Source organism: Ewingella americana ATCC 33852 (assembly GCF_000735345.1).
Taxonomy (GTDB): Bacteria; Pseudomonadota; Gammaproteobacteria; order Enterobacterales; family Enterobacteriaceae; genus Ewingella; species Ewingella americana.
In genome coordinates this window covers 1-19,597 of sequence record NZ_JMPJ01000020.1, presented here as the reverse complement: position 1 = coordinate 19,597, position 19,597 = coordinate 1, and the positions used below count along the sequence as shown (strand labels likewise).

Sequence of the window (19,597 nt, the reverse complement as noted above, 5' to 3'; positions counted from 1 at the left end):
TAATCCAACTAAATGAATTACTGCTTAGTCACTCTTTAAGACTTGATATTTTTTGCCACCGAGGTGGCTGATATCGTCTTGTGAGTGCCCACACAGATTGTCTGATAAATTGTTAAAGAGCGTTGGTTACCGGATAACTCTCGGTAACGCGGGAGGCAGATAATACGCTTTCCCGCTGAAGAGTCAAGAGATTATTCATTCGAATCGTCTTCTTTATCTTCCTCACCGAGCGACTTCTCAGTCGTTGTTCCCGGTCAGTGGAGGCGCATTATAGGGAGTTCTCAGAAGGCCGCAACCCCTAATTTCAAATAATTTACTGACCGTTCTTTTTTTCAACAAAACCGCCCATTTCGGGCGAAAAACAAACAAAAAAGGGGCCCGAATTACCTTCGGGCCCCTTAATAAGGCTTCTAACCGCTAAAAATCGGATTATTGCCGTGCGACGATATGGTCATTTTCCACATCAATCGTGATCGGTTTACCCGGGATCAGCTTCCCAGACAGAATCTGCTGAGCCAGCGGGTTTTCAATTTCCTGCTGGATAGCACGTTTCAGTGGGCGAGCACCGTAAACCGGGTCGAATCCAGTGTTGCCTAACAGCTCCAGCGCGGCATCGGTCAGCGTTGCAGTGTAGCCATGCTCCTCGAGGCGTTTGTGCAGACGCTCCAACTGGATTTTCGCGATATTCTTGATATGCGCGTGGCCCAGCGGATGGAACACAACAACCTCATCTATACGGTTAATGAATTCTGGACGGAAGTTGTGTGTCACCACTTCCATTACCGATTCTTTCATTTGCGCATAGGTGGCCTGCCCGAAATGCTGCTGGATCAGATCCGAACCGAGGTTCGAGGTCATGATCACCACAGTATTGCGGAAATCGACCGTTCTACCCTGCCCGTCAGTTAGGCGGCCATCATCCAGAACCTGCAACAGGATGTTGAAGACATCCGGATGCGCCTTCTCAACTTCATCTAATAAGATGACGGAGTAAGGACGGCGGCGAACCGCTTCTGTTAAATAGCCCCCTTCTTCATAGCCGACATAACCCGGAGGCGCACCCACCAGCCGCGAAACGGAGTGTTTCTCCATGAACTCGGACATGTCGATACGCACCATAGCGTCGTCACTGTTGAACAGGAAAGTCGCTAAAGCTTTGCACAGCTCGGTTTTACCGACACCCGTTGGCCCTAAGAACAGGAATGAGCCAATTGGGCGATTCGGGTCGGAAAGCCCCGCACGACTACGGCGAATGGCGTTGGAAACGGCTTCTACAGCTTCGTTCTGGCCAATCACGCGTTGATGCAACTCATCTTCCATGCGCAGCAGTTTTTCACGCTCGCTTTCCAGCATTCTGGCTACCGGGATCCCGGTCCAGCGCGCCAGCACATCGGCAATCTCGACATCTGTTACGCGGTTACGCAGCAGTTTCATCGATTTGCCTTCGGCCTGAGTGGCGGCAGCCAGCTGTTTTTCCAATTCTGGAATTTTGCCGTACTGCAATTCAGACATGCGGCCCAAGTCACCCACGCGGCGTGCTTGTTCAAGCGTTATCTTGGCTTGCTCAAGCTCAGACTTGATGTTCTGAGTCCCGGTCAGCGAGGCTTTCTCCGCTTTCCACTCTTCATTAAGCTCAGAGAATTCACGCTCTTTATGGTCAAGCTCGGTGTTGAGCATCTCCAGACGCTTAACGCTGGCGTCATCTGACTCTTTCTTCAGCGCCTGCTGTTCCAGCTTCAACTGAATGATTCGGCGCTCCAGACGGTCAAGCGCTTCTGGCTTGGAATCCATCTGCATACGAATGCTAGAAGCCGCTTCGTCAATCAGGTCAATGGCTTTATCGGGCAACTGACGATCCGAAATGTAGCGATGCGACAGGGTCGCGGCCGCCACAATGGCCGGGTCAGTGATCTGCACGTGGTGGTGCAGCTCATAGCGCTCTTTTAAGCCACGCAAGATGGCGACGGTGTCTTCTACAGACGGCTCGGCCACAAACACTTTCTGGAAACGGCGTTCCAGCGCGGCATCTTTCTCAATAAATTGACGATACTCGTTGAGCGTAGTGGCGCCGACGCAGTGAAGTTCACCGCGCGCCAACGCAGGTTTGAGCATGTTACCGGCATCCATCGCGCCGTCCGCTTTACCCGCACCGACCATAGTGTGTAATTCATCAATAAATAAGATGACATTACCTTCCTGCTTAGCGAGGTCACTCAACACGCCTTTCAGACGCTCTTCGAATTCACCGCGATATTTCGCACCGGCCACCAGCGCGCCCATATCTAAAGAAAGAACGCGTTTGTTTTTCAGGCCTTCTGGCACTTCGCCATTAATGATGCGCTGCGCCAGACCTTCGGCAATCGCGGTTTTACCTACACCCGGCTCACCAATCAAAACAGGGTTATTTTTGGTACGACGCTGCAATACCTGAATGGTGCGACGAATCTCTTCATCACGCCCAATAACAGGGTCAAGCTTGCCAAGCTCCGCGCGCTCGGTCAGATCAATAGTGTATTTTTTCAAAGCCTGACGCTGGTCTTCAGCACCTTGGTCATCCACTTTGTCACCACCTCTCATTTGATCAATTGCTGTACTGATTTTTTCACCCGTTGCCCCGCTGGCTTTTAATAGATCGGTCAAGCTGCCGCGATCTTTTAGAACGGCCAGAACAAAGAGTTCGGATGAAATAAACGTATCTGCGCGCTGCTGCGCTAACTTGTCACAAAGATTTAAAACGCGTACCAGTTCACTGGATGGTTGAACATCACCACCGGTACCTTCAACTTGCGGCAATCGCCCCAGAGCCTGTTCGACGTCCGTGCGCAGTTTCGGGGTATCAATCCCGGCAGCGGTAAGTAACGGACGAACGGTCCCGCCTTCCTGAGTTAGCAGAGCGCTCATCAGGTGAACAGGTTCGATAAACTGGTTGTCGCGCCCAAGTGCGAGAGACTGGGCATCGGCGAGGGCAAGCTGGAATTTGCTAGTAAGACGATCCAGACGCATAACACCTCCAATACTGAACAAAATTGCTACTGGAGATTAGATGAGGTCAACCCTCACGTTTTCAAGGTTATCTTGCCAGTATAAATTGAGTACAACGTTAGGCGTCTGTGGATCGTCTTGATTCGATAGGTTATATCAGCCAAATTAAACTTGCCAGCCGGCCAGTCGTAACCTCTCTGCGGTAAGAGTAAAAGTTTGTGCTGTCGCTTACAGTACAGAACTCTCCACCATAGATGTCGGTCACGCCGGATGCGCGCAGACGCAAACGGGCCAGTTGGTAGATATCAGCCAAGAATTTTTGCCCTTTAGGCACGAAAGCCTGAGCGGCTAGAGGATCGATTGCCATGAAAGCATCGCGAACCTCTACCCCCACTTCAAACTGCTGCGGGCCAATTGCAGGTCCGAGCAAAGCCATGATGTCACTGGGCGCGGCAGCAAATTCATCCAAGGTGTTTTCGAGAATGCCGGCACACAGCCCTCTCCACCCCGCGTGAGCCGCCGCCACTTCATCACCCGACTTGGTGGTGAACAGCACCGGTAAGCAATCCGCCGTCATTACACAGCAGACCACACCTGGCTCTTGGGTATAAACCGCGTCGGCAACGAAAGTGGTCTCTTGGGAAGTGTTTTGGGTGAGGCGAATAACCTGCGTGCCATGAACCTGCTCAAGCCAGTGCGGCGCGGCGGGGAGTTCGGCGAGTTCGACAAGGCGTTGGCGGTTAGCAAGAACTGACTTGGGATCATCACCGACGTGAAGACCCAAGTTTAAAGAGTCGTAAGGAGGCTGGCTAACGCCTCCATGACGCGTTGTGACACAAGACCGCACCGAGGCTGGCTGCGGCCATTGAGGCAGAATCAAATCGCGCATTACCAGTTCATCTGATCCTTGAACTCTTCGGTGTCAGCCTTGAGTGCATTGATCAAATCGACCATATCTTGTGGCAGTGGCGCATGCCATTCCATCTGGATACCGGTCACTGGGTGGAACAGGCGCAGCATGGTGGCATGCAGAGCCTGACGGTCAAAACCGCGCAGCGTCGAGATGAACTCATCTGACGCGCCTTTCGGTGGACGCGGGCGGCCGCCGTAGAGCTGGTCACCCACCAGCGGATGGTTGATGTGCGACATGTGGACACGGATCTGGTGAGTACGGCCCGTTTCCAGACGCAAACGCAGGCGCGTATGAGCACGGAAATGCTCCATGATGCGGTAATGCGTGGTGGCTGGTTTACCCATTGGGTGAACGGCCATGTGCGTGCGCTTGGTAGAGTGGCGCGAAATTGGCTCGTCTACCGTGCCGCCTGCGGTCATGGTGCCGATGGCAACAGCTTCATACTCACGGGTGATTTCGCGTCTTTGCAGCGCATCAACCAAGTGAGTTTGTGCCGGAACCGTTTTCGCCACCACCATCAGGCCGGTGGTGTCTTTGTCCAGACGGTGCACGATGCCACAGCGCGGCACGTCCATGATTTCAGGGTAGTGATGCAGTAACGCATTCAATACCGTGCCGTCTGGATTCCCTGCGCCCGGATGCACAACCAGATCTCGGGGTTTATTGATGACCAAAATATCGTTATCTTCATAGACGATGTTGAGTGCGATATCTTGTGGCAACCAACGCGCTTCTTCTTCAATTTGCGCATCGATTGCGATAGCCTCACCACCCAACACTTTTTCTTTTGGTTTGGATACTTTCTTGCCATTGACCAGGACCCGATCTTCCAAAATCCAATCTTTTATGCGAGATCGTGAATAATCAGGGAACAATTCGGCCAAAGCCTGATCTAAACGTTGACCGAGTTGCGATTCGGCCACGGTCGCCGTGAGTTGTACTTGTTGTGCCATATGCTGCTCTTGGGTAACCTTGGGTTTTCACGGCGATGCCGTTTAAAATAATGTGCTATTGTAGCTGGTCTTTGTCGGGAGCTTAACGGACAGTCTCCCAGAATAACACCTGAGGATAATCAAAACGTCATGACGCGTGTGAAATATCTGGTGGCAGCAGCCACGTTGAGCCTGGCGCTGGTCGGTTGCTCCGGTTCCAAAGAAACGGTTCCCGATAACCCACCAAACGTACTTTATGCTACTGCCCAAGAAAAACTGCAGGACGGTAACTTTAAAGGCGCAATTGCTCAATTAGAAGCGTTGGATAACCGCTATCCATTTGGTCCTTATTCGCAGCAAGTGCAGTTGGATCTGATTTACGCTTACTACAAGTCTGCTGATTTACCATTGGCTCAGGCATCAATTGATCGCTTTATGCGTCTGAACCCGACCCATCCAAATATTGATTACGTCATGTATATGCGTGGTCTGACGGATATGGCGCTTGATGACAGTGCATTACAAGGCTTCTTTGGTGTTGATCGCTCAGACCGCGATCCACAACATGCTCGTGCCGCATTCCGTGATTTCAGCCAGCTGATTCATAGCTATCCGAACAGTCAGTACGCAACAGATGCCAACAAGCGTCTGGTGTTCCTGAAAGATCGTCTAGCCAAATATGAGCTGTCAGTCGTGCAATACTACACTAAACGCGGTGCGTACGTCGCCGTTGTTAATCGTGTTGAGCAAATGCTGAAGGATTACCCGGATACCAAAGCAACGCGCGATGCACTTCCAGACATGGAAAATGCCTATCGTCAGTTGCAGTTGAATGGTCAAGCGGACAAAGTAGCGAAAGTGATTGCGACTAACAGCGCATCTTAATTTCGTAACTGGCATCACAGTCTCAAAAAACGGTAGCTTCGGCTGCCGTTTTTTTATGCGCGCTAACTTGATGTTTTTTAAAGCAGAAAAGCGGGAATTGGCGGAATTTCGTTGCGACCGATCCTATCGATAATGCGTCATCTTTTCGAAAGTCACAACCCCTATCCGGCAGTTAATTACCTCAGCTCACAGTTTTGTCCGCCTTGACAAAAAGTGACAAAAAAACGTGATCTTGATCACGCATTTTGTCGCAAAGGCAGGTATGCTGAACCCATCCTAGACGGAAAGACAGAGAGGTAAGTTATATGACACTGAACATTACCAGCAAACAAATGGACATCACCCCAGCGATTCGGGAGCACGTCGAAGACCGTCTAAAAAAACTGGAAAAATGGCAAACTCAATTAATTAACCCACACATTGTTCTTTCAAAAGAACCTCAGGGATTCGTCGCCGACGCGACCATTACCACGGCCAATGGCCCACTGGTAGCCAGTGCCACCCACGATGATATGTATGCTGCGGTCAACGATTTGATTTCCAAACTTGAACGCCAGCTGAACAAGGCACAACACAAGGGCGAGGCCCGCCGCGCAGACAGCTGCGTGAAAGAGATAAACCTTGAGCCGCAAGAAGAACCAGAGTGATCTTCAGGCTTTCGCAAGATAATCAGCGCGCTCCCCGGAGCGCGTTTTTTATGGCCTCAACCCAGTTTTCCCTCTTCAAGACAAATCACTCTGCAAAACAAATTGTATTGACACAGTGAAAAGCCAGCGGTTACTTTAGAGCCATCTTCATTGAGAGAAAACGCTACGCATGAACACCAAACTGTTTTTCTTCGCATTCTTTTTTACCTTCCCCTGATTGGGAGGCGTTTCGTCGTGAAAGAATGAATGCGAAGACGAACAACGAAGCCTCCTGAAAAGGGGGCTTTTTTTATGCTCATAGTTTGGCAAATTCGATAGAAAGAAAGCACATAAAAAGGGTGAAATAATGACCGAGAATCCATTGCTGGCTCTACGTGAACGCATCAGCGCGCTGGATCTAAAATTACTGGCTTTACTGGCAGAAAGACGCAACCTCGCCGTAGAAGTCGCACAGTCCAAAATGCATTCTCACCGCCCTATCCGCGATAAAGAGCGCGAGAAAGAGTTAATTAACGCGTTGATTTTAGAAGGCAAAAAACAGGGGCTGGACGGTCACTACATCACCCGCGTTTACCAGTTAATCATTGAAGACTCCGTTCTGACCCAGCAAGCTCTGCTGCAACAGCACTTAAACCAGACCACCTCTGACTCGGCCCGCATCGCCTTCCTCGGCCCGAAAGGCTCTTACTCGCACCTTGCAGCTCGCCAATACGCCGCCCGCCACTTCGAGCAATTCATCGAGTGCGGTTGCCTCAAGTTTCAAGACATCTTCACTCAGGTCGAAACAGGACAAGCCGACTACGCCGTGCTGCCGATTGAAAACACCAGTTCCGGCTCGATCAACGACGTGTATGACATTTTGCAGCACACCAGCCTGTCGATCGTTGGCGAGCTGACCAACAATATTGACCACTGCGTGTTAGTGGCGGCGGATACCGACCTGTCGCAAATCCAGACCGTTTACAGTCACCCGCAGCCGTTCCAGCAGTGCAGCCAGTTCATCAATCGTTTCCCACACTGGAAGATTGAGTATTGCGAAAGCACCGCGGCGGCGATGGAAAAAGTGGCGGCAGCTAACTCTCCGCACGTGGCGGCTCTCGGCAGTGAAGCCGGTGGCGCGCTCTACGGCTTGCAGGTGCTGGAGCATAATCTGGCCAACCAGCAGCAGAACATCACTCGCTTCATCGTGCTGGCGCGTAAAGCCATTGAGGTGACGGAGCAGGTCCCGGCTAAAACTACCTTTATCATGGCGACAGGCCAGCAGGCCGGTGCCTTGGTGGAAGCCCTGCTGGTACTGCGTGAGCACGGTATTATCATGACTAAGCTGGAATCGCGCCCAATCTACGGTAACCCGTGGGAAGAGATGTTTTATATCGACGTGCAGGCCAACTTGCGCTCGGCGGAGATGCAAGCAGCCCTGCTCGGACTGGGCAAGATCACCCGTTCGTTGAAAGTGCTGGGCTGCTATCCAAGCGAAAACGTGGTGGCGGTAAATCCAAACTAACTTTCTATTGCGAGAAAACTATCTATCAATAGAAAGCGATTAACAAAAAGCAAAAAGGCCATCTCGTTTCCACGGATGGCCTTTTAAATTCAATCGATTATCTGAGAATTCAACGCTTAGCGGCGGATGTCGTTCGCCTGACGCAGCAGCGCCCCACTCTCTTTGAGGAATCGCGGCGCGTAATCACCAAACCAGTTCTCAACCTGCTTAAACTTGTCGATGAAGGCCTGCTTGTCGCCGTTCTCCAGCAGAGCTAAGGCGTCACCAAAACGCTGGTAGTAGCGTTTAATCAACGCCAGATTGCTTTCTGAAGACATAATAATGTCCGCGTACAGCTGCGGATCCTGCGCAAACAGTCGGCCAACCATCGCCAGTTCGAGACGGTAAATTGGCGAAGAGAGCGACAGCAACTGCTCAATCTGCACATTCTCTTCCGACAAATGCATGCCGTAAGCGAAAGTGGCGAAGTGGCGCAGGGCCTGAATAAACGCCATGTTCTGGTCATGCTCGACCGCGCTGATTTTGTGTAAACGCGCGCCCCACACCTGCAACTGCTCAAGCAGCCACTGGTAAGCCTGCGGCTCACGACCATCGCAGTACACCACGACCTGCTTGGCGAGGCTACCAACATCAGGGCCGAACATTGGGTGCAGACCAAGAACCGGGCCTTCGTGGGCTGCCAACATGGCTTGCAGCGGGCGATTCTTAACTGACGCCAAGTCAACCAGAATGCAGTCCGCTGGCAGTTTTGGTAAGCGGCCAATCACCTCTTCTGTCGAATGAATAGGCACGCTGACAATCACCATTCCGGCATCAGCCAACAGGCTTTCGGCACGCGGCCAATCTTCCTGCTCCAGCACTTTCACCTGATAGCCAGACAGCTCGAGCATGCGAGTGAACAGGCGCCCCATCTGGCCTTTACCGCCAACAATCACGATTGGGCGCAGCTCAGGATTCAGGGTTTTAAAGCCTTTATCATTCTCGCTGGAATAGGATTCACGCATCACGCGACGCAGCACGTCTTCAATCAAATCAGGAGGAACGCCCAGATTCTGCGCCTCCTGACGGCGCGAAGCGAGCATCGCCGCTTCACGCTCGGGAACATAAATCGGCAAGCCGTAGCGGCTTTTCACTTCGCCAACTTCAGCCACCAGATGGAGACGACGAGACAGTAAATCTAATAAAGCCTTGTCGACTTCATCAATCTGATCGCGCAATGCGTTAAGTTCAGCCACCATAAAACCATTATTCTCCTGCGATTCGTGCCGCCAGCGACTCGCCCAATTCCTGATGCATAGTACGCAGCAATGTTTCAGTGGTTTCCCAGTTAATGCAGGCGTCAGTCACGGAAACACCGTATTTCATCTCTGAACGCGGCTGCTCGGAAGACTGGTTGCCTTCGTGCAGATTACTTTCCAGCATTAAACCGGTAATAGAACGGTTACCCGCTTTGATTTGATCAATGACTGACTGCGCCACAATCGTCTGGCGGCGGTAGTCTTTATTCGAGTTACCGTGGCTGCAATCTATCATCAAGGAAGGGCGGAGTCCCGCGTCCTGCATCTGTTTTTCACAGGCTTTTACATCTTCGCTGCTGTAGTTCGGCGTTTTGCCGCCGCGCAGAATAACGTGACCATCCGGGTTGCCTTGAGTCTGCAACAAGCAAACCTGACCGGCTTGGTTGATACCAACAAAGCGGTGAGCCATTTCTGCTGCGCGCATGGCGTTGATGGCGGTGCCTAAGCTGCCGTCAGTACCATTTTTAAAGCCAACTGGCATGGAGAGGCCGGACGCCATTTCGCGGTGCGTCTGAGATTCAGTAGTACGCGCGCCGATGGCTGACCAGCTGAACAGGTCGCCGAGGTACTGCGGGCTGTTCGGGTCTAGCGCTTCGGTTGCCAGCGGCAGGCCGATGCCGACCAGTTGTAGCAGCAAATCACGCGCAATGTGCAGACCGGCTTCAACATCAAAAGTGCCGTCCATGTGTGGATCGTTGATCAAGCCTTTCCAGCCCACGGTGGTACGCGGTTTTTCAAAGTAGACGCGCATAACAATGTACAAACGATCGCTCAGCTCAGCCGCCAACGTTTTCAGATGACGCGCGTAATCCAGCGCGGCATCAACGTCGTGAATAGAGCAAGGCCCGCAGACCACCAACAGGCGCGGATCGCGGCCATGCACGATGTCGGCAATGGTCTTACGCGCTTCGGCGATGTTGGTTTCATCATTAATGCCCAGAGGAAAACGAAGTTTCAGCTCTTCTGGAGTAATAAGGATCTGTTCTGCGCTGATATGTACGTTGTTAAGTGCGTCTTTTTGCATGATGGCTGTCCACGGTCAGATAAATAGATTGCTGGATATCAGCATGCAGTGACGATAACACAGCGCGGAAAACTTTCAAACCTCCGATGTAAACTTTTAATTACCAAAACCACTACCAATCAGTCATTATGTAAATATAACTTTCCGTTTATTGATTTTAGAACACAATGATGTCCGTTTTAATTTCCACACATTGATCAAAAGCATTAAAACCTACAGATATTGAAGGAATTTCGTACAGCGGGAAAACAGCCTAAGACACAGTCTTAAAGCAAAATATTTCGAGAGAGAAAGAAGAGTAATGAGGGAGTGAGGCCGAAATGCCACCGCCATCGTCGCCATGACGGCGACACTGACGGAGTGAGATGCCCCACCCTAAATGCAAAACGCTGCGAGGCGGGTTGGCGTAAAGCCGTCTTAGAGGTTACGTTCGAGAGTGATGAACACTTGGCCCAGAGCTTTCACATCATCGACATTGCAGTCGAATGTGGTCGCCTGACTGGTGATTTTCAAACGGTTGCCGGGCAGTCGCGCCACGTCATACACGTCAACATCGCCATCGATATCCAGCAGCCAGCGGCCATTGCCGATATTGGCGCTGCCTAAATCGATTATCCAAGAGTGATTGCCTTTGACTAGATAGGTCGGCTTTTCAACGGAAGCGTCCACCAGCGAGCTATCAACCGCCCACAGACCCTCTTCTTCCAGCGCGCCGCCGCGCAATCTTAATTTTGCAAGTTTAGTAATGGCGTCGCCTGACTGCTGCGCATTAGGCTGATTGTCATGCATATCGCCCTTGCCCGTCGCCAGCCAACGCAAAGAAACGCCGGTATCGATAGCGCAAGCCACAACCACATCGCCGGGGAAATAATCTCTTCTTACCCAAGTACTTATCGTACCGGAGGAGAGACCATACAAGTCACCCAGCTCTTTTTGCATGCTGAAACCGTATGCCTGTAGCATCCGCCCCAGCACGGCTTTACCACCTTCGAGTTCATCCAGCCGCATCTCGCAAAAACCTCTCAAACTTAAAAAACCATCTTGACGACTTGCAAAATCAAGTTTAAATTTCATCTATAGCCTGAAATTGGACGCGTAATGATAACAAATTTCGCGCCAAGGCGATCATTATCTATTCATTCTCAACTTCCAAACTGTGAAAACTGGGAGGAAACCATGTTTATGGGCAGTGAAACCCAGCGTGAGCAAGGGCTACATCACCTTGAAATGATTAAAAAACGGCATTTCCACACTTCGGGCAATCAGATGCAGACCCTATTTGATAACGCGCCGGAAGAGTGGAAAAGAACCCTGTGTTTCCTCGCGGGATTGAAGGTCAGGCACGTTAGCATGACCTTTGAACAGCTCTCTCATGGCGAAAAACAGGCTGTGATTGATGCCGTGCTGGCGATTAAGCAGTTCGGCAGCAGGCTGAATAATCTCTTCAGGTAAGCCTAAAACCTAGCTCTCCACCCTTAACTCAATAATGACGTGTCACCCGTCGGGCCTCCCATTGCCTAAAAACCGGAGTCTGGCGGCTGACGATTAATAAGGAAAACACCATGCCCGATTGGATTGATGACGCGCAAGAGTGGCAGGCCAAAGTGCTCGATGCCCAGATTGCGCAGGCGAAAACGCCATCACGCCTACCCTCCGCTTTTTTCTGTGAGGATTGCGCCGAAGAGATACCTGAGCCGCGACGGCGATTAATTATCGGCGTGCAGCGCTGCATTCATTGCCAGGAAATTGCTGAGAAGAATGCCCGGCATTTTCGACACCCTTAACTGGACATCTGCCCTATGCCACTGCTTCATCGCGGGCGTTTCGCCCCTACGCCATCACCGCGTTTTTCCCCACCCGCCGCCGCGCCCTTTGTAGGCCAATGGTGGTGGAATGCGCCGCGCAAGGCGATCACTCGCGAGGTTTCCGCGCCAATTTATCAAGTAAATAGCCAAGCGCAGGCAGCACTGAGCCAGCTTCTCTCCCTGCCCGCCTGCCTGCGTTTTCCTCTTTATCAACGCTATCAGCAGCTGATAGATGAAGAAAGCAGGCAGAAGGCAAATGCCTTTCTTAAGCAGACATTTGCCCAACGGCTGTGGCCGCGCATCGAGAAAGTCATGAGTAAGAATCAGCTCAAGCGGCAAGTTTCGCTGCGCTTTCTGGCCGAAGAAGAGACCTATAACCGCCTCCCCGACCTGAATGAAAAACAGCTGAAAAGTCTGGCGTGGCGAGTGGCAGCTCACTGCCACGAAGCTTATGAACACCTGTGCGATCGCCAGCTGGCGCTCAATAGCTCCCCTGACAACTTGCTCAGCGACGCGACACAAAACCAGCTCTATTCAATAGTCGCTGGCATGGCGCGCGCCTTAAATGTCACACCTTTATACTGGTCGCGCTTCAGCGAGGGCAAGCTGGATGCTCGGTCTGCCGTCGCCAGCTTATCGCGGCTGGTAAATGCGGACTGGTGGCGGCGCCAGCTGCTTGCTCAACAGGCGCGCTGGCGCGAGGCGTTGATGATTGCCGGAGGTTATGTCAACCGCCGCGTCTCAGCCTATGCCAGCAAAAACGCCCAGCGCGAGGTGCGTTCGCGCCGCCTTTCGATGATCAATTACCTCAAGCAAAATGAGTTGCAGAACGAGCAGACCGGCGAGCGCATCAGTATGCTGGAAACCGTGATGTCGAGCATTGCCAACCCGGCGATCCGCCGGATGGAGCTGATGACGCTGATTGCCGGGGTCGAGCAGGTCGCCAGCGATCAGGGCGATCGCGGGCTGTTCATCACCCTAACCACGCCGTCGAAATACCACCCTACCCGCATGTTCAACAGCCGTGTCCATTTCAACGGCCGCTGGGACAATCAGGCTTTTTCGCCCAAAGAGGCCCAGCGCTATCTGGTCGCCGTCTGGGCGAAAATCCGCACCGCGTTTAAAGATAAAAACATCAAAATTTACGGCGTGCGGGTGGTTGAGCCACACCACGACGGCACGCCGCATTGGCATCTGCTGCTGTTTACCGCGCCGAGCCAGCAACAAACCGCCATCGACATTATGCGCCGCTACGCCTTGCAGGAAGAGGGCGACGAGCCGGGCGCGGCCAAAAATCGCTTCGACTGCAAGCCGCTCAATCGCGGAGGCGCGGCGGCTTATATCGCCAAATATATTTCGAAGAATATCGACGGCTACGCGCTGGATGGCGAAGTAGATTTCGACTCCGGCAAGCCACTGAAAGAGAGCGCCTCCGCCGTCACCGCGTGGGCGTCAACTTGGCGCATCCCGCAATTTCACCCCATCGGCCTGCCCTCGGTGGGCACTTACCGCGAGTGTCGGCGCATTCGCGGCGTCAGTCTCGAAAACCGTTTTGACAGGCGAGTGGAAGAGGTCCGCCACGCGGCCGACTGCGGCGACTACGCGGGCTACATTCACTCTCAGGGTGGCACCAATGTTCCGCGCCACCAGCAAACGGTGCGCGTTGCCCGCCAGCCTCGAGGCCGCTTCAATCGCTACGCCGAAGAACAGAAAGAGGTGGTCGGCATCTACGCGCCACATCTGGGCGAAGATCATTGCTACCAGACACGTTCCAGCCGCTGGAGAGTGGTTCGCCGTGAGCCAAATAGCGAAAGAGTTTCCACCGATAAAGATATTCCTATTCCTTGGAGTTCTGTCATTAACTGTGGAAATGCTTATGTATTGGCCGAGCAGCAAACTACTGTAAAGCCGCCAAAAACGCGGGTTAATGGCTGGGGCTCATTAAAGATGAAAAATGAGCCTGGACGCAAAGAAACAACATTAAATCAATCAATTAGTGCATTTCAAAGACACACAGTATTGACGTGATCCTTTAATTAAATAATACTGTATATAAACACAGTGAATGAAGGGCCGCACGGTGGAAAACCTAAATAAACAACAATTAATACTCTCGCGTATTCAGGTCATTGCCGACATCTCGCAGACGGCGCAATGCAATTCGCAAGAGTTCCTTATTGTCATGTCGTTGATTTCAGAGCTGGCCAGTCAGGCCCTGCCTGATAACCATAATGAAACCTTGCTGTGCAATGTGGATGACGATCCCGGTCGCAAAAATCCATAACGCAATGAGTCAGGCGCTTATGCCACCTTGTTTCGGTTCGCCGAAAGTTGGCTAAGCGCGCCTGCTTTCGCCCTGTCGTTTTACTCCCCCTGCTGCTCCACTCGCCCTAAAACTTCTCGCCGCTCACTCCCTCTCTTTGTTGTGCCATCAGGTTCACAACCGCGCTTCGTTGCGCCCATAAGCCACATTCCAGACACTAACCACTCCTTCCAGCTCATCCACACAAAACCGGAAAACCATCATGAAAATTTATGCACAACAAGGGGATACCGTTGATTCGATGTGCTGGCGCGTTTATGGCCGCACCGCCTCAGTGGTCGAGCAAGTCTATAGCCTGAACAAAGGCATTGCCGATTTTGGTCCCATCCTGCCCCACGGCACTCCGGTCGAGATGCCGGATCAGGTGGAGAAGTCTGTCAAAGAGTCCATCAGATTATGGGACTAACCACCGAACGCGTGGCATCGACCTGCGCCTATCTGATTGCGACGTTCATGGCCTGGCTGGGTGGACTGTCGCTGGAGGATATCGCCTTTTTGGTTGGCTCCGGCGTCGGCATCGGTACCTTTTTAGTCAACTGGTACTACCGGCGAAAAAGCTATCTGCTGCTGGCCCGAAGTGGGCTGAGTAAGGAGACCTATGAACGCCTCAATTCTTAAAAGATGCAGCGCCGCCGTGGTGCTCGGGCTGATGTTCCTGCTGCCGGGCTACTTGTCTATCTCAACCTCGGTCGAGGGGCTGAAGCTGATTGCCGATTTCGAAGGCTGTCAGCTCGCCCCTTACCAATGCAGTGCCGGGGTCTGGACCAGCGGCATCGGCCACACCGCAGGCGTGGCGCCGACCGGGCAGATAACTGAGCAGCAGGCCGCCGAAAACCTGCTGGCGGATATCAAAAATGTCGAAAAAGGTCTGCAAGCCTGCATGCCGGTGGATATGCCGCAGCCGGTGTATGACGCGGTGGTGGCTTTCACTTTCAATGTCGGGGTGCGCGCCTCGTGCAACTCGACACTGGCGTTTTTCATCAAAAAGCATCAGTGGCGTGATGCCTGCGAGCAGCTGCCGCGCTGGGTGTTTGTCAACGGCGTGCGCACCGCCGGGCTTGAGCGCCGCAGGGCGGCAGAACGGGCTTTATGCCTGAAAGGAGCCTGATATGCGCGTGCTGTTTATCGCCATTTTCGTGTTGGGCCTCGCGCTGCTGGGGATGATTGTTTACAGCCATGGATTGCAGCGCGACAAGCTCGAACTGACCCAAAGCCGCGACGCGCTGACCCAGCAACTCAGCCATCGCGACCAACTGATCGCCGAGCTCAACCAGCAAATTCAAACCCGCGAACAGGCCGAGGTGGCGCTGCGCGAAGCCTTATCGCAGGCCAACGGGCTAGTTTGGAAACGAGAACAACTTTTTCAGAGGAGCCGCAATGATGATCCCTTGGTTAAAACCTGGGCTGATAGTGCTCTGCCCGCTGCTGTTAGCCAGCTGCACCAGCGCCCCGCCTTCAGCTCCGCCACAGATTATTTACATTGGCTGTCCGCCAGTCAGCGCCTGCCAGATACCCGCCAGTCATCCACAAAATAACGGCGATTTGAGCGCCGACGTCCGTCAACTTGAAGCCGCGCTGCTGGCCTGTGGGCTTCAGGTCGATGCCATTAAACAGTGTCAGGAGACCTACCGTGTTAAAACCGAAACAACTTCAACAGCGGCTCATTGAGCAGATCCCCGAGCTGGGCGCGCATCCAGAGATCTTAAAAGTGACCGCAGGTGCGGGGAGCGTGGTGGCGACGCTGGCGCCCTCGCTCTCCTTTGAATATCACTATCCCTTAACGCTGGTCGCCACCACGGCGGACCTCAGTGAGTCACTGGTTGATCACATGGTGGTCGAGGTGCTGGATTGGCTGACCCTCAATCAGCCGGAGGTGATGAGCAACAGCGCGCGGCGGTTGACGGATTTCACCTTCACCCAGCTGGCCGACACCTTAACTCTGACGCTGCAACTCACCGAGCGTGTGCAGGTCAAGGATGCCGACGGCGTGCGCACCATCACTCACCTGCCCGAGCCGCCGCTGCCAGAAAACAACGCCCGGCCGCATCAGGTTTACCTTAATGGCGAGCTGATCAGCCAGTGGGCTGAGTAACCATTTCGGCTACCGCTCGTTGTGCCACGGCCCGCCGGACGGTCTCCGATTGTCGACTTCCCAAGTAAAACGGCATCCTTAATCCCATGAACACATACACACAAATCAACGACATGATGCGGCTGATCAACAACCTGGTTCGTATCGGGAATGTCAGCGCAGTCGACCTCGAAAACGCGCGCTGCCGCGTCGTCAGCGGAGATAACACCACCGCGTGGCTGCCGTGGCTAACCAGCCGCGCCGGTAAAAGCCGCAGTTGGTGGGCGCCGTCGGTGGGCGAGCAAGTGCTGCTGCTGTCGATGGGCGGCGAGCTGAACACGGCGTTCGTGCTGCCGGCGATTTTCTCCGACGCCAACCCGGCGCCATCAGCCTCTGCCGACGCGGTTCACCTGAGTTTCCCGGACGGCGCGGTTATCGAGTATGAACCAGCAACCAGCGCCCTGACGGTCACCGGCGTGAAGAGCGCCACGCTGAATGCAGCGGAGAAGGTGTCAGTCACCGCGCCGCAGATTGAGTGCCATGCCAGCACCCGTATCACCCTCGACAGCCCGGAAGTGGTCTGCACCCACAAGCTCACCACCGGCTCGTTCGAGGTGCAACAGGGCGGCAGCATGACCGGCGATATCAGCCACAGCGGCGGTAGCCTGACCTCTAACGGCATCGCTTTACACACCCACCGCCACGGCGGCGTTCAGACCGGCGGCGGCCAAACCGGAGGCCCGCAATGAGTGAAGCTAAATACCTCGGCATGGCTCGCGACACGGGGCTGGCAATCGAAGATCTCGACCATATTCGCCAGTCTGTGAGCGACATTTTACAGACCCCGATTGGGTCACGCGTGATGCGCCGCGAGTACGGCTCATTGCTTTCCGAACTCATCGACCAACCGCAAAACGACGCGCTGCGCCTGCAAATCATGGCGGTTTGCTACACCGCGCTGTTGCAGTGGGAGCCGCGAGTTTCGCTGACCTCCATCACTTTCAACGCCGACTACAACGGCAAGATGGTGGTCGACATGACCGGCAGCCGTAGCGATACGGACACCGAATTTTCCCTGAGCATTCCTGTGAGCTGAGACTATGGCGACTATCGATTTAAGCCAGTTACCCGCCCCCAACGTGGTGGAGCAACTGGACTATGAAAGCTTATTTGCAGAACGTAAATCCACGCTGATTTCGCTCTACCCGCCCGAGCAGCAGGAGGCTATCAGCCGCACCCTGTCGCTGGAGTCCGAGCCGTTGGTCAAACTGTTGCAGGAGAACGCCTACCGCGAAGTGATCTTGCGCCAGCGGGTTAACGAAGCCGCGCGCGCCGTGATGGTGGCCTACGCCACCGGCAGCGATTTGGACCAGTTGGCGGCCAATAATGGCGTGCAGCGTCTGGTGCTCAAACCCGCCGACAGCACCACCATTCCACCCACCGACGCGGTAATGGAAAGCGACAGTGACCTGCGCATGCGTATCCCACAAGCCTTCGAAGGGTTGAGCGTGGCGGGGCCGAGTGGCGCTTACGAATACCATGCTCGCAGTGCCGATGGCCGCGTGGCAGACGCGTCCGCCATCAGCCCGGCTCCTGCCGAAGTCACGATCACCATTTTGTCGCGTGATAACGATGGTAAAGCCACGCCAGATTTGTTGGCCGCGGTCGATAAAGCGCTGAATGACGAAGACGTTCGCCCCGTCGCGGACCGGGTCACAGTGCAGGCCGCCGAGATTGTACCTTATCAGATTGACGCGGTGCTCTACGTGCTGCCCGCCCCTGAAATCGAACCCGTGCGCGCGGCCTCTGAAGCACAGCTCAAAAAGTACATCAACACCCAAGGGCGGCTAGGTCGCGACATTCGCCTGTCGGCTATTTATGCCGCGCTGCACGTTGAAGGCGTTCAGCGCGTGGAGCTGCAATCGCCGCTGGCGGATATCGTGCTGGATAAAACTCAGGCCTCGCTGTGTACGGCCTACAGCCTGTCGGTCGGAGGGTCTGATGAATGATCGCCTGCTGCCTTCCGGCTCAACGCAACTTGAAATCGCGGCAGCCGAGGCACTCTCACACATAGCCCGTCTGCCGGTCCCGCTGCGCCTGTTGTGGAACCCGGACACCTGCCCGCTGCCACTGCTGCCCTATCTGGCATGGGCGTTTTCGGTCGACAGATGGGATGAGAAATGGTCCGAATCGGCGAAACGCGCGGCGGTGCGAGCCGCCTGGTTTATCCATAAACACAAGGGCACCACCGGCGCGTTGCGTCGGGTGGTCGAGCCGCTGGGTTACCTGATACGCGTCACCGAATGGTGGCAAACCCACGACGTGCCCGGCACCTTTCGTCTGGACGTCGGCGTGCTGGAGACTGGCATCACCGAGGAGATGTACCAAGAGCTTGAACGGCTGATTGCAGACGCCAAGCCTTGTAGCCGTCACCTGATTGGTTTGTCCATCAATCTTGATGTTAGCGGCGATTGCCTGATAGCCGCCGCGACCTACGACGGCGAAGAGCTGACGGTTTACCCCTATTTCCCTGAAACCATTACCGCGTCCGGCGCTGCAATCACCGGTTCAGCAATCCACTTAATCGACAACCTGAGAGTAAACTATGACAGCTAAATATTTTGCCCTGCTGACCAATCAGGGCGCAGCCAAACTGGCTAATGCGACCGCGCTCGGTACGCAGTTAAGCCTCACACAAATGGCGGTGGGCGACGGCGGCGGTGTATTGCCAACGCCCGATCCTGCTCAAACTAAGCTGATTGGCGAAAAGCGCCGGGCGTCGTTGAATTCGCTAAGCGTTGACCCGGCGAATACCAACCAGATCATCGCCGAGCAGATTATCCCTGAGGATCAGGGCGGTTTCTGGATCCGCGAAATCGGCCTATTCGACCAAGACAATACGCTGATCGCCATCGCCAACTGCCCGGAGACGTATAAGCCTCAGCTGCAAGAAGGCAGCGGCCGAACCCAAACCGTGCGCATGATCATCGTGGTCAGCAGCACCGACGCAGTCACCCTGAAAATCGATCCGTCAGTGGTGCTCGCCACCCGCAAGTATGTCGACGATAAGGTTATCGAGGTTAAAGCCTATACCGATGATCAATTAGCCAAACACGTCGCGGCAGCGAATCCGCATAATCAGTATTTGCAGATCAGTAAATCCTTGGCAGAAATCAAAGCCCTTGGTCCAGATGCTGTTTCTGCGGTTCTTTC

24 protein-coding genes and 1 other annotated feature are annotated in these 19,597 nt (G+C 53.9%); of the genes, 18 read left to right on the top strand and 6 right to left on the bottom strand.

Annotated elements, in window-relative coordinates; translation table 11 throughout:
• Nucleotides 1–429 precede the first annotated feature (429 nt).
• The 3 genes from clpB to rluD all read right to left on the bottom strand — a co-directional run bounded on the left by clpB (nucleotide 430) and on the right by rluD (nucleotide 4,848).
• Nucleotides 430–3,003, bottom strand: coding sequence for an ATP-dependent chaperone ClpB (gene clpB, locus GEAM_RS02340; RefSeq protein ID WP_034787752.1), 2,574 nt, complete (start codon nucleotides 3,001–3,003; stop codon nucleotides 430–432).
• 130 nt (nucleotides 3,004–3,133) lie between these two features.
• Entirely contained in the window at nucleotides 3,134–3,871 is a 738-nt protein-coding gene (yfiH, locus tag GEAM_RS02335; protein WP_034787750.1) for a purine nucleoside phosphorylase YfiH, read from the bottom strand.
• On the bottom strand, nucleotides 3,871–4,848 hold the full coding sequence (rluD, locus tag GEAM_RS02330; RefSeq protein WP_034787748.1) for a 23S rRNA pseudouridine(1911/1915/1917) synthase RluD: 978 nt from the start codon (nucleotides 4,846–4,848) through the stop codon (nucleotides 3,871–3,873). Before rluD ends, yfiH begins: the two co-directional genes overlap by 1 nt.
• Nucleotides 4,849–4,977: 129 nt before the next feature.
• On the opposite strand from rluD, the gene bamD reads away from it, so the two are divergent.
• From bamD to pheA, 3 genes are all read left to right on the top strand, one after another.
• On the top strand, nucleotides 4,978–5,712 hold the full coding sequence (gene bamD, locus GEAM_RS02325; protein WP_034787747.1) for an outer membrane protein assembly factor BamD: 735 nt from the start codon (nucleotides 4,978–4,980) through the stop codon (nucleotides 5,710–5,712).
• 305 nt (nucleotides 5,713–6,017) lie between these two features.
• Entirely contained in the window at nucleotides 6,018–6,359 is a 342-nt protein-coding gene (raiA, locus tag GEAM_RS02320) for a ribosome-associated translation inhibitor RaiA (protein ID WP_034787746.1), read from the top strand.
• Nucleotides 6,360–6,527: 168 nt separating this feature from the next.
• Nucleotides 6,528–6,652: a sequence feature (Phe leader region), on the top strand.
• Nucleotides 6,653–6,705: 53 nt separating this feature from the next.
• Entirely contained in the window at nucleotides 6,706–7,863 is a 1,158-nt protein-coding gene (pheA, locus tag GEAM_RS02315; RefSeq protein ID WP_034787745.1) for a bifunctional chorismate mutase/prephenate dehydratase, read from the top strand.
• Between the two features lie 116 nt (nucleotides 7,864–7,979).
• Here pheA and tyrA read toward each other — a convergent pair whose 3' ends face one another.
• The 3 genes from tyrA to GEAM_RS02300 form a co-directional block, all read right to left on the bottom strand.
• Nucleotides 7,980–9,101 carry a bifunctional chorismate mutase/prephenate dehydrogenase gene (gene tyrA / locus GEAM_RS02310; RefSeq protein ID WP_034787743.1) on the bottom strand — a complete coding sequence of 374 codons (1,122 nt, stop codon included), beginning with the start codon at nucleotides 9,099–9,101 and terminating at the stop codon, nucleotides 7,980–7,982.
• Between the two features lie 7 nt (nucleotides 9,102–9,108).
• A complete protein-coding gene (locus tag GEAM_RS02305) occupies nucleotides 9,109–10,185 on the bottom strand; it encodes a 3-deoxy-7-phosphoheptulonate synthase (RefSeq protein ID WP_034787741.1) in 1,077 nt (358 codons plus the stop codon).
• Between the two features lie 417 nt (nucleotides 10,186–10,602).
• Nucleotides 10,603–11,193 (bottom strand): phage repressor protein CI, encoded by a 591-nt coding sequence (locus tag GEAM_RS02300; RefSeq protein WP_034787740.1) that lies wholly within the window; start codon nucleotides 11,191–11,193, stop codon nucleotides 10,603–10,605.
• A 168-nt stretch (nucleotides 11,194–11,361) separates the two neighbouring features.
• Here GEAM_RS02300 and GEAM_RS02295 point away from each other — a divergent pair, with 168 nt between their 5' ends.
• The 15 genes from GEAM_RS02295 to GEAM_RS02230 form a co-directional block, all read left to right on the top strand.
• Complete coding sequence (locus GEAM_RS02295) at nucleotides 11,362–11,637, top strand: DUF5347 family protein (protein ID WP_034787737.1); 276 nt, start codon at nucleotides 11,362–11,364, stop codon at nucleotides 11,635–11,637.
• 110 nt (nucleotides 11,638–11,747) lie between these two features.
• Nucleotides 11,748–11,969, top strand: a complete 222-nt coding sequence (locus tag GEAM_RS02290) for a TraR/DksA C4-type zinc finger protein (protein ID WP_034787735.1) — start codon at nucleotides 11,748–11,750, stop codon at nucleotides 11,967–11,969.
• 15 nt (nucleotides 11,970–11,984) lie between these two features.
• The gene (locus GEAM_RS02285; RefSeq protein ID WP_072009851.1) at nucleotides 11,985–14,018 is read left to right on the top strand and encodes a replication endonuclease; all 2,034 of its coding nucleotides are present in this window, start codon (nucleotides 11,985–11,987) and stop codon (nucleotides 14,016–14,018) included.
• A 52-nt stretch (nucleotides 14,019–14,070) separates the two neighbouring features.
• Nucleotides 14,071–14,274 carry a hypothetical protein gene (locus GEAM_RS02280; protein WP_034787755.1) on the top strand — a complete coding sequence of 68 codons (204 nt, stop codon included), beginning with the start codon at nucleotides 14,071–14,073 and terminating at the stop codon, nucleotides 14,272–14,274.
• A 241-nt stretch (nucleotides 14,275–14,515) separates the two neighbouring features.
• Nucleotides 14,516–14,719, top strand: a complete 204-nt coding sequence (locus GEAM_RS02275) for a tail protein X (protein ID WP_034787732.1) — start codon at nucleotides 14,516–14,518, stop codon at nucleotides 14,717–14,719.
• Complete coding sequence (locus GEAM_RS02270) at nucleotides 14,710–14,931, top strand: HP1 family phage holin (protein ID WP_034787729.1); 222 nt, start codon at nucleotides 14,710–14,712, stop codon at nucleotides 14,929–14,931. Before GEAM_RS02275 ends, GEAM_RS02270 begins: the two co-directional genes overlap by 10 nt.
• Nucleotides 14,912–15,421, top strand: coding sequence for a lysozyme (locus GEAM_RS02265; protein ID WP_034787726.1), 510 nt, complete (start codon nucleotides 14,912–14,914; stop codon nucleotides 15,419–15,421). The genes GEAM_RS02270 and GEAM_RS02265 overlap by 20 nt, the downstream gene beginning before the upstream one ends.
• Before the next feature lies 1 nt (nucleotide 15,422).
• Nucleotides 15,423–15,848, top strand: a complete 426-nt coding sequence (lysB, locus tag GEAM_RS23060; RefSeq protein ID WP_034787725.1) for an Rz-like lysis system protein LysB — start codon at nucleotides 15,423–15,425, stop codon at nucleotides 15,846–15,848.
• Nucleotides 15,736–15,981: an Rz1-like lysis system protein LysC gene (lysC, locus tag GEAM_RS23400; RefSeq protein WP_128124644.1), complete on the top strand. Its 246-nt coding sequence runs from the start codon at nucleotides 15,736–15,738 to the stop codon at nucleotides 15,979–15,981. Before lysB ends, lysC begins: the two co-directional genes overlap by 113 nt.
• Nucleotides 15,944–16,405, top strand: coding sequence for a phage tail protein (locus GEAM_RS02255; RefSeq protein WP_034787723.1), 462 nt, complete (start codon nucleotides 15,944–15,946; stop codon nucleotides 16,403–16,405). Before lysC ends, GEAM_RS02255 begins: the two co-directional genes overlap by 38 nt.
• An 86-nt stretch (nucleotides 16,406–16,491) precedes the next feature.
• Nucleotides 16,492–17,133: a phage baseplate assembly protein V gene (locus GEAM_RS02250; RefSeq protein WP_034787720.1), complete on the top strand. Its 642-nt coding sequence runs from the start codon at nucleotides 16,492–16,494 to the stop codon at nucleotides 17,131–17,133.
• Nucleotides 17,130–17,480: a GPW/gp25 family protein gene (locus GEAM_RS02245; RefSeq protein ID WP_034787717.1), complete on the top strand. Its 351-nt coding sequence runs from the start codon at nucleotides 17,130–17,132 to the stop codon at nucleotides 17,478–17,480. Before GEAM_RS02250 ends, GEAM_RS02245 begins: the two co-directional genes overlap by 4 nt.
• Nucleotides 17,481–17,484: 4 nt before the next feature.
• Complete coding sequence (locus GEAM_RS02240) at nucleotides 17,485–18,393, top strand: baseplate assembly protein (RefSeq protein WP_034787714.1); 909 nt, start codon at nucleotides 17,485–17,487, stop codon at nucleotides 18,391–18,393.
• Nucleotides 18,386–19,000 (top strand): phage tail protein I, encoded by a 615-nt coding sequence (locus GEAM_RS02235; protein WP_034787712.1) that lies wholly within the window; start codon nucleotides 18,386–18,388, stop codon nucleotides 18,998–19,000. The genes GEAM_RS02240 and GEAM_RS02235 overlap by 8 nt, the downstream gene beginning before the upstream one ends.
• Nucleotides 18,990–19,597: phage tail protein (locus GEAM_RS02230; protein ID WP_210435868.1), on the top strand; the 608-nt coding region annotated here is incomplete at its 3' end. The genes GEAM_RS02235 and GEAM_RS02230, both read left to right, overlap by 11 nt.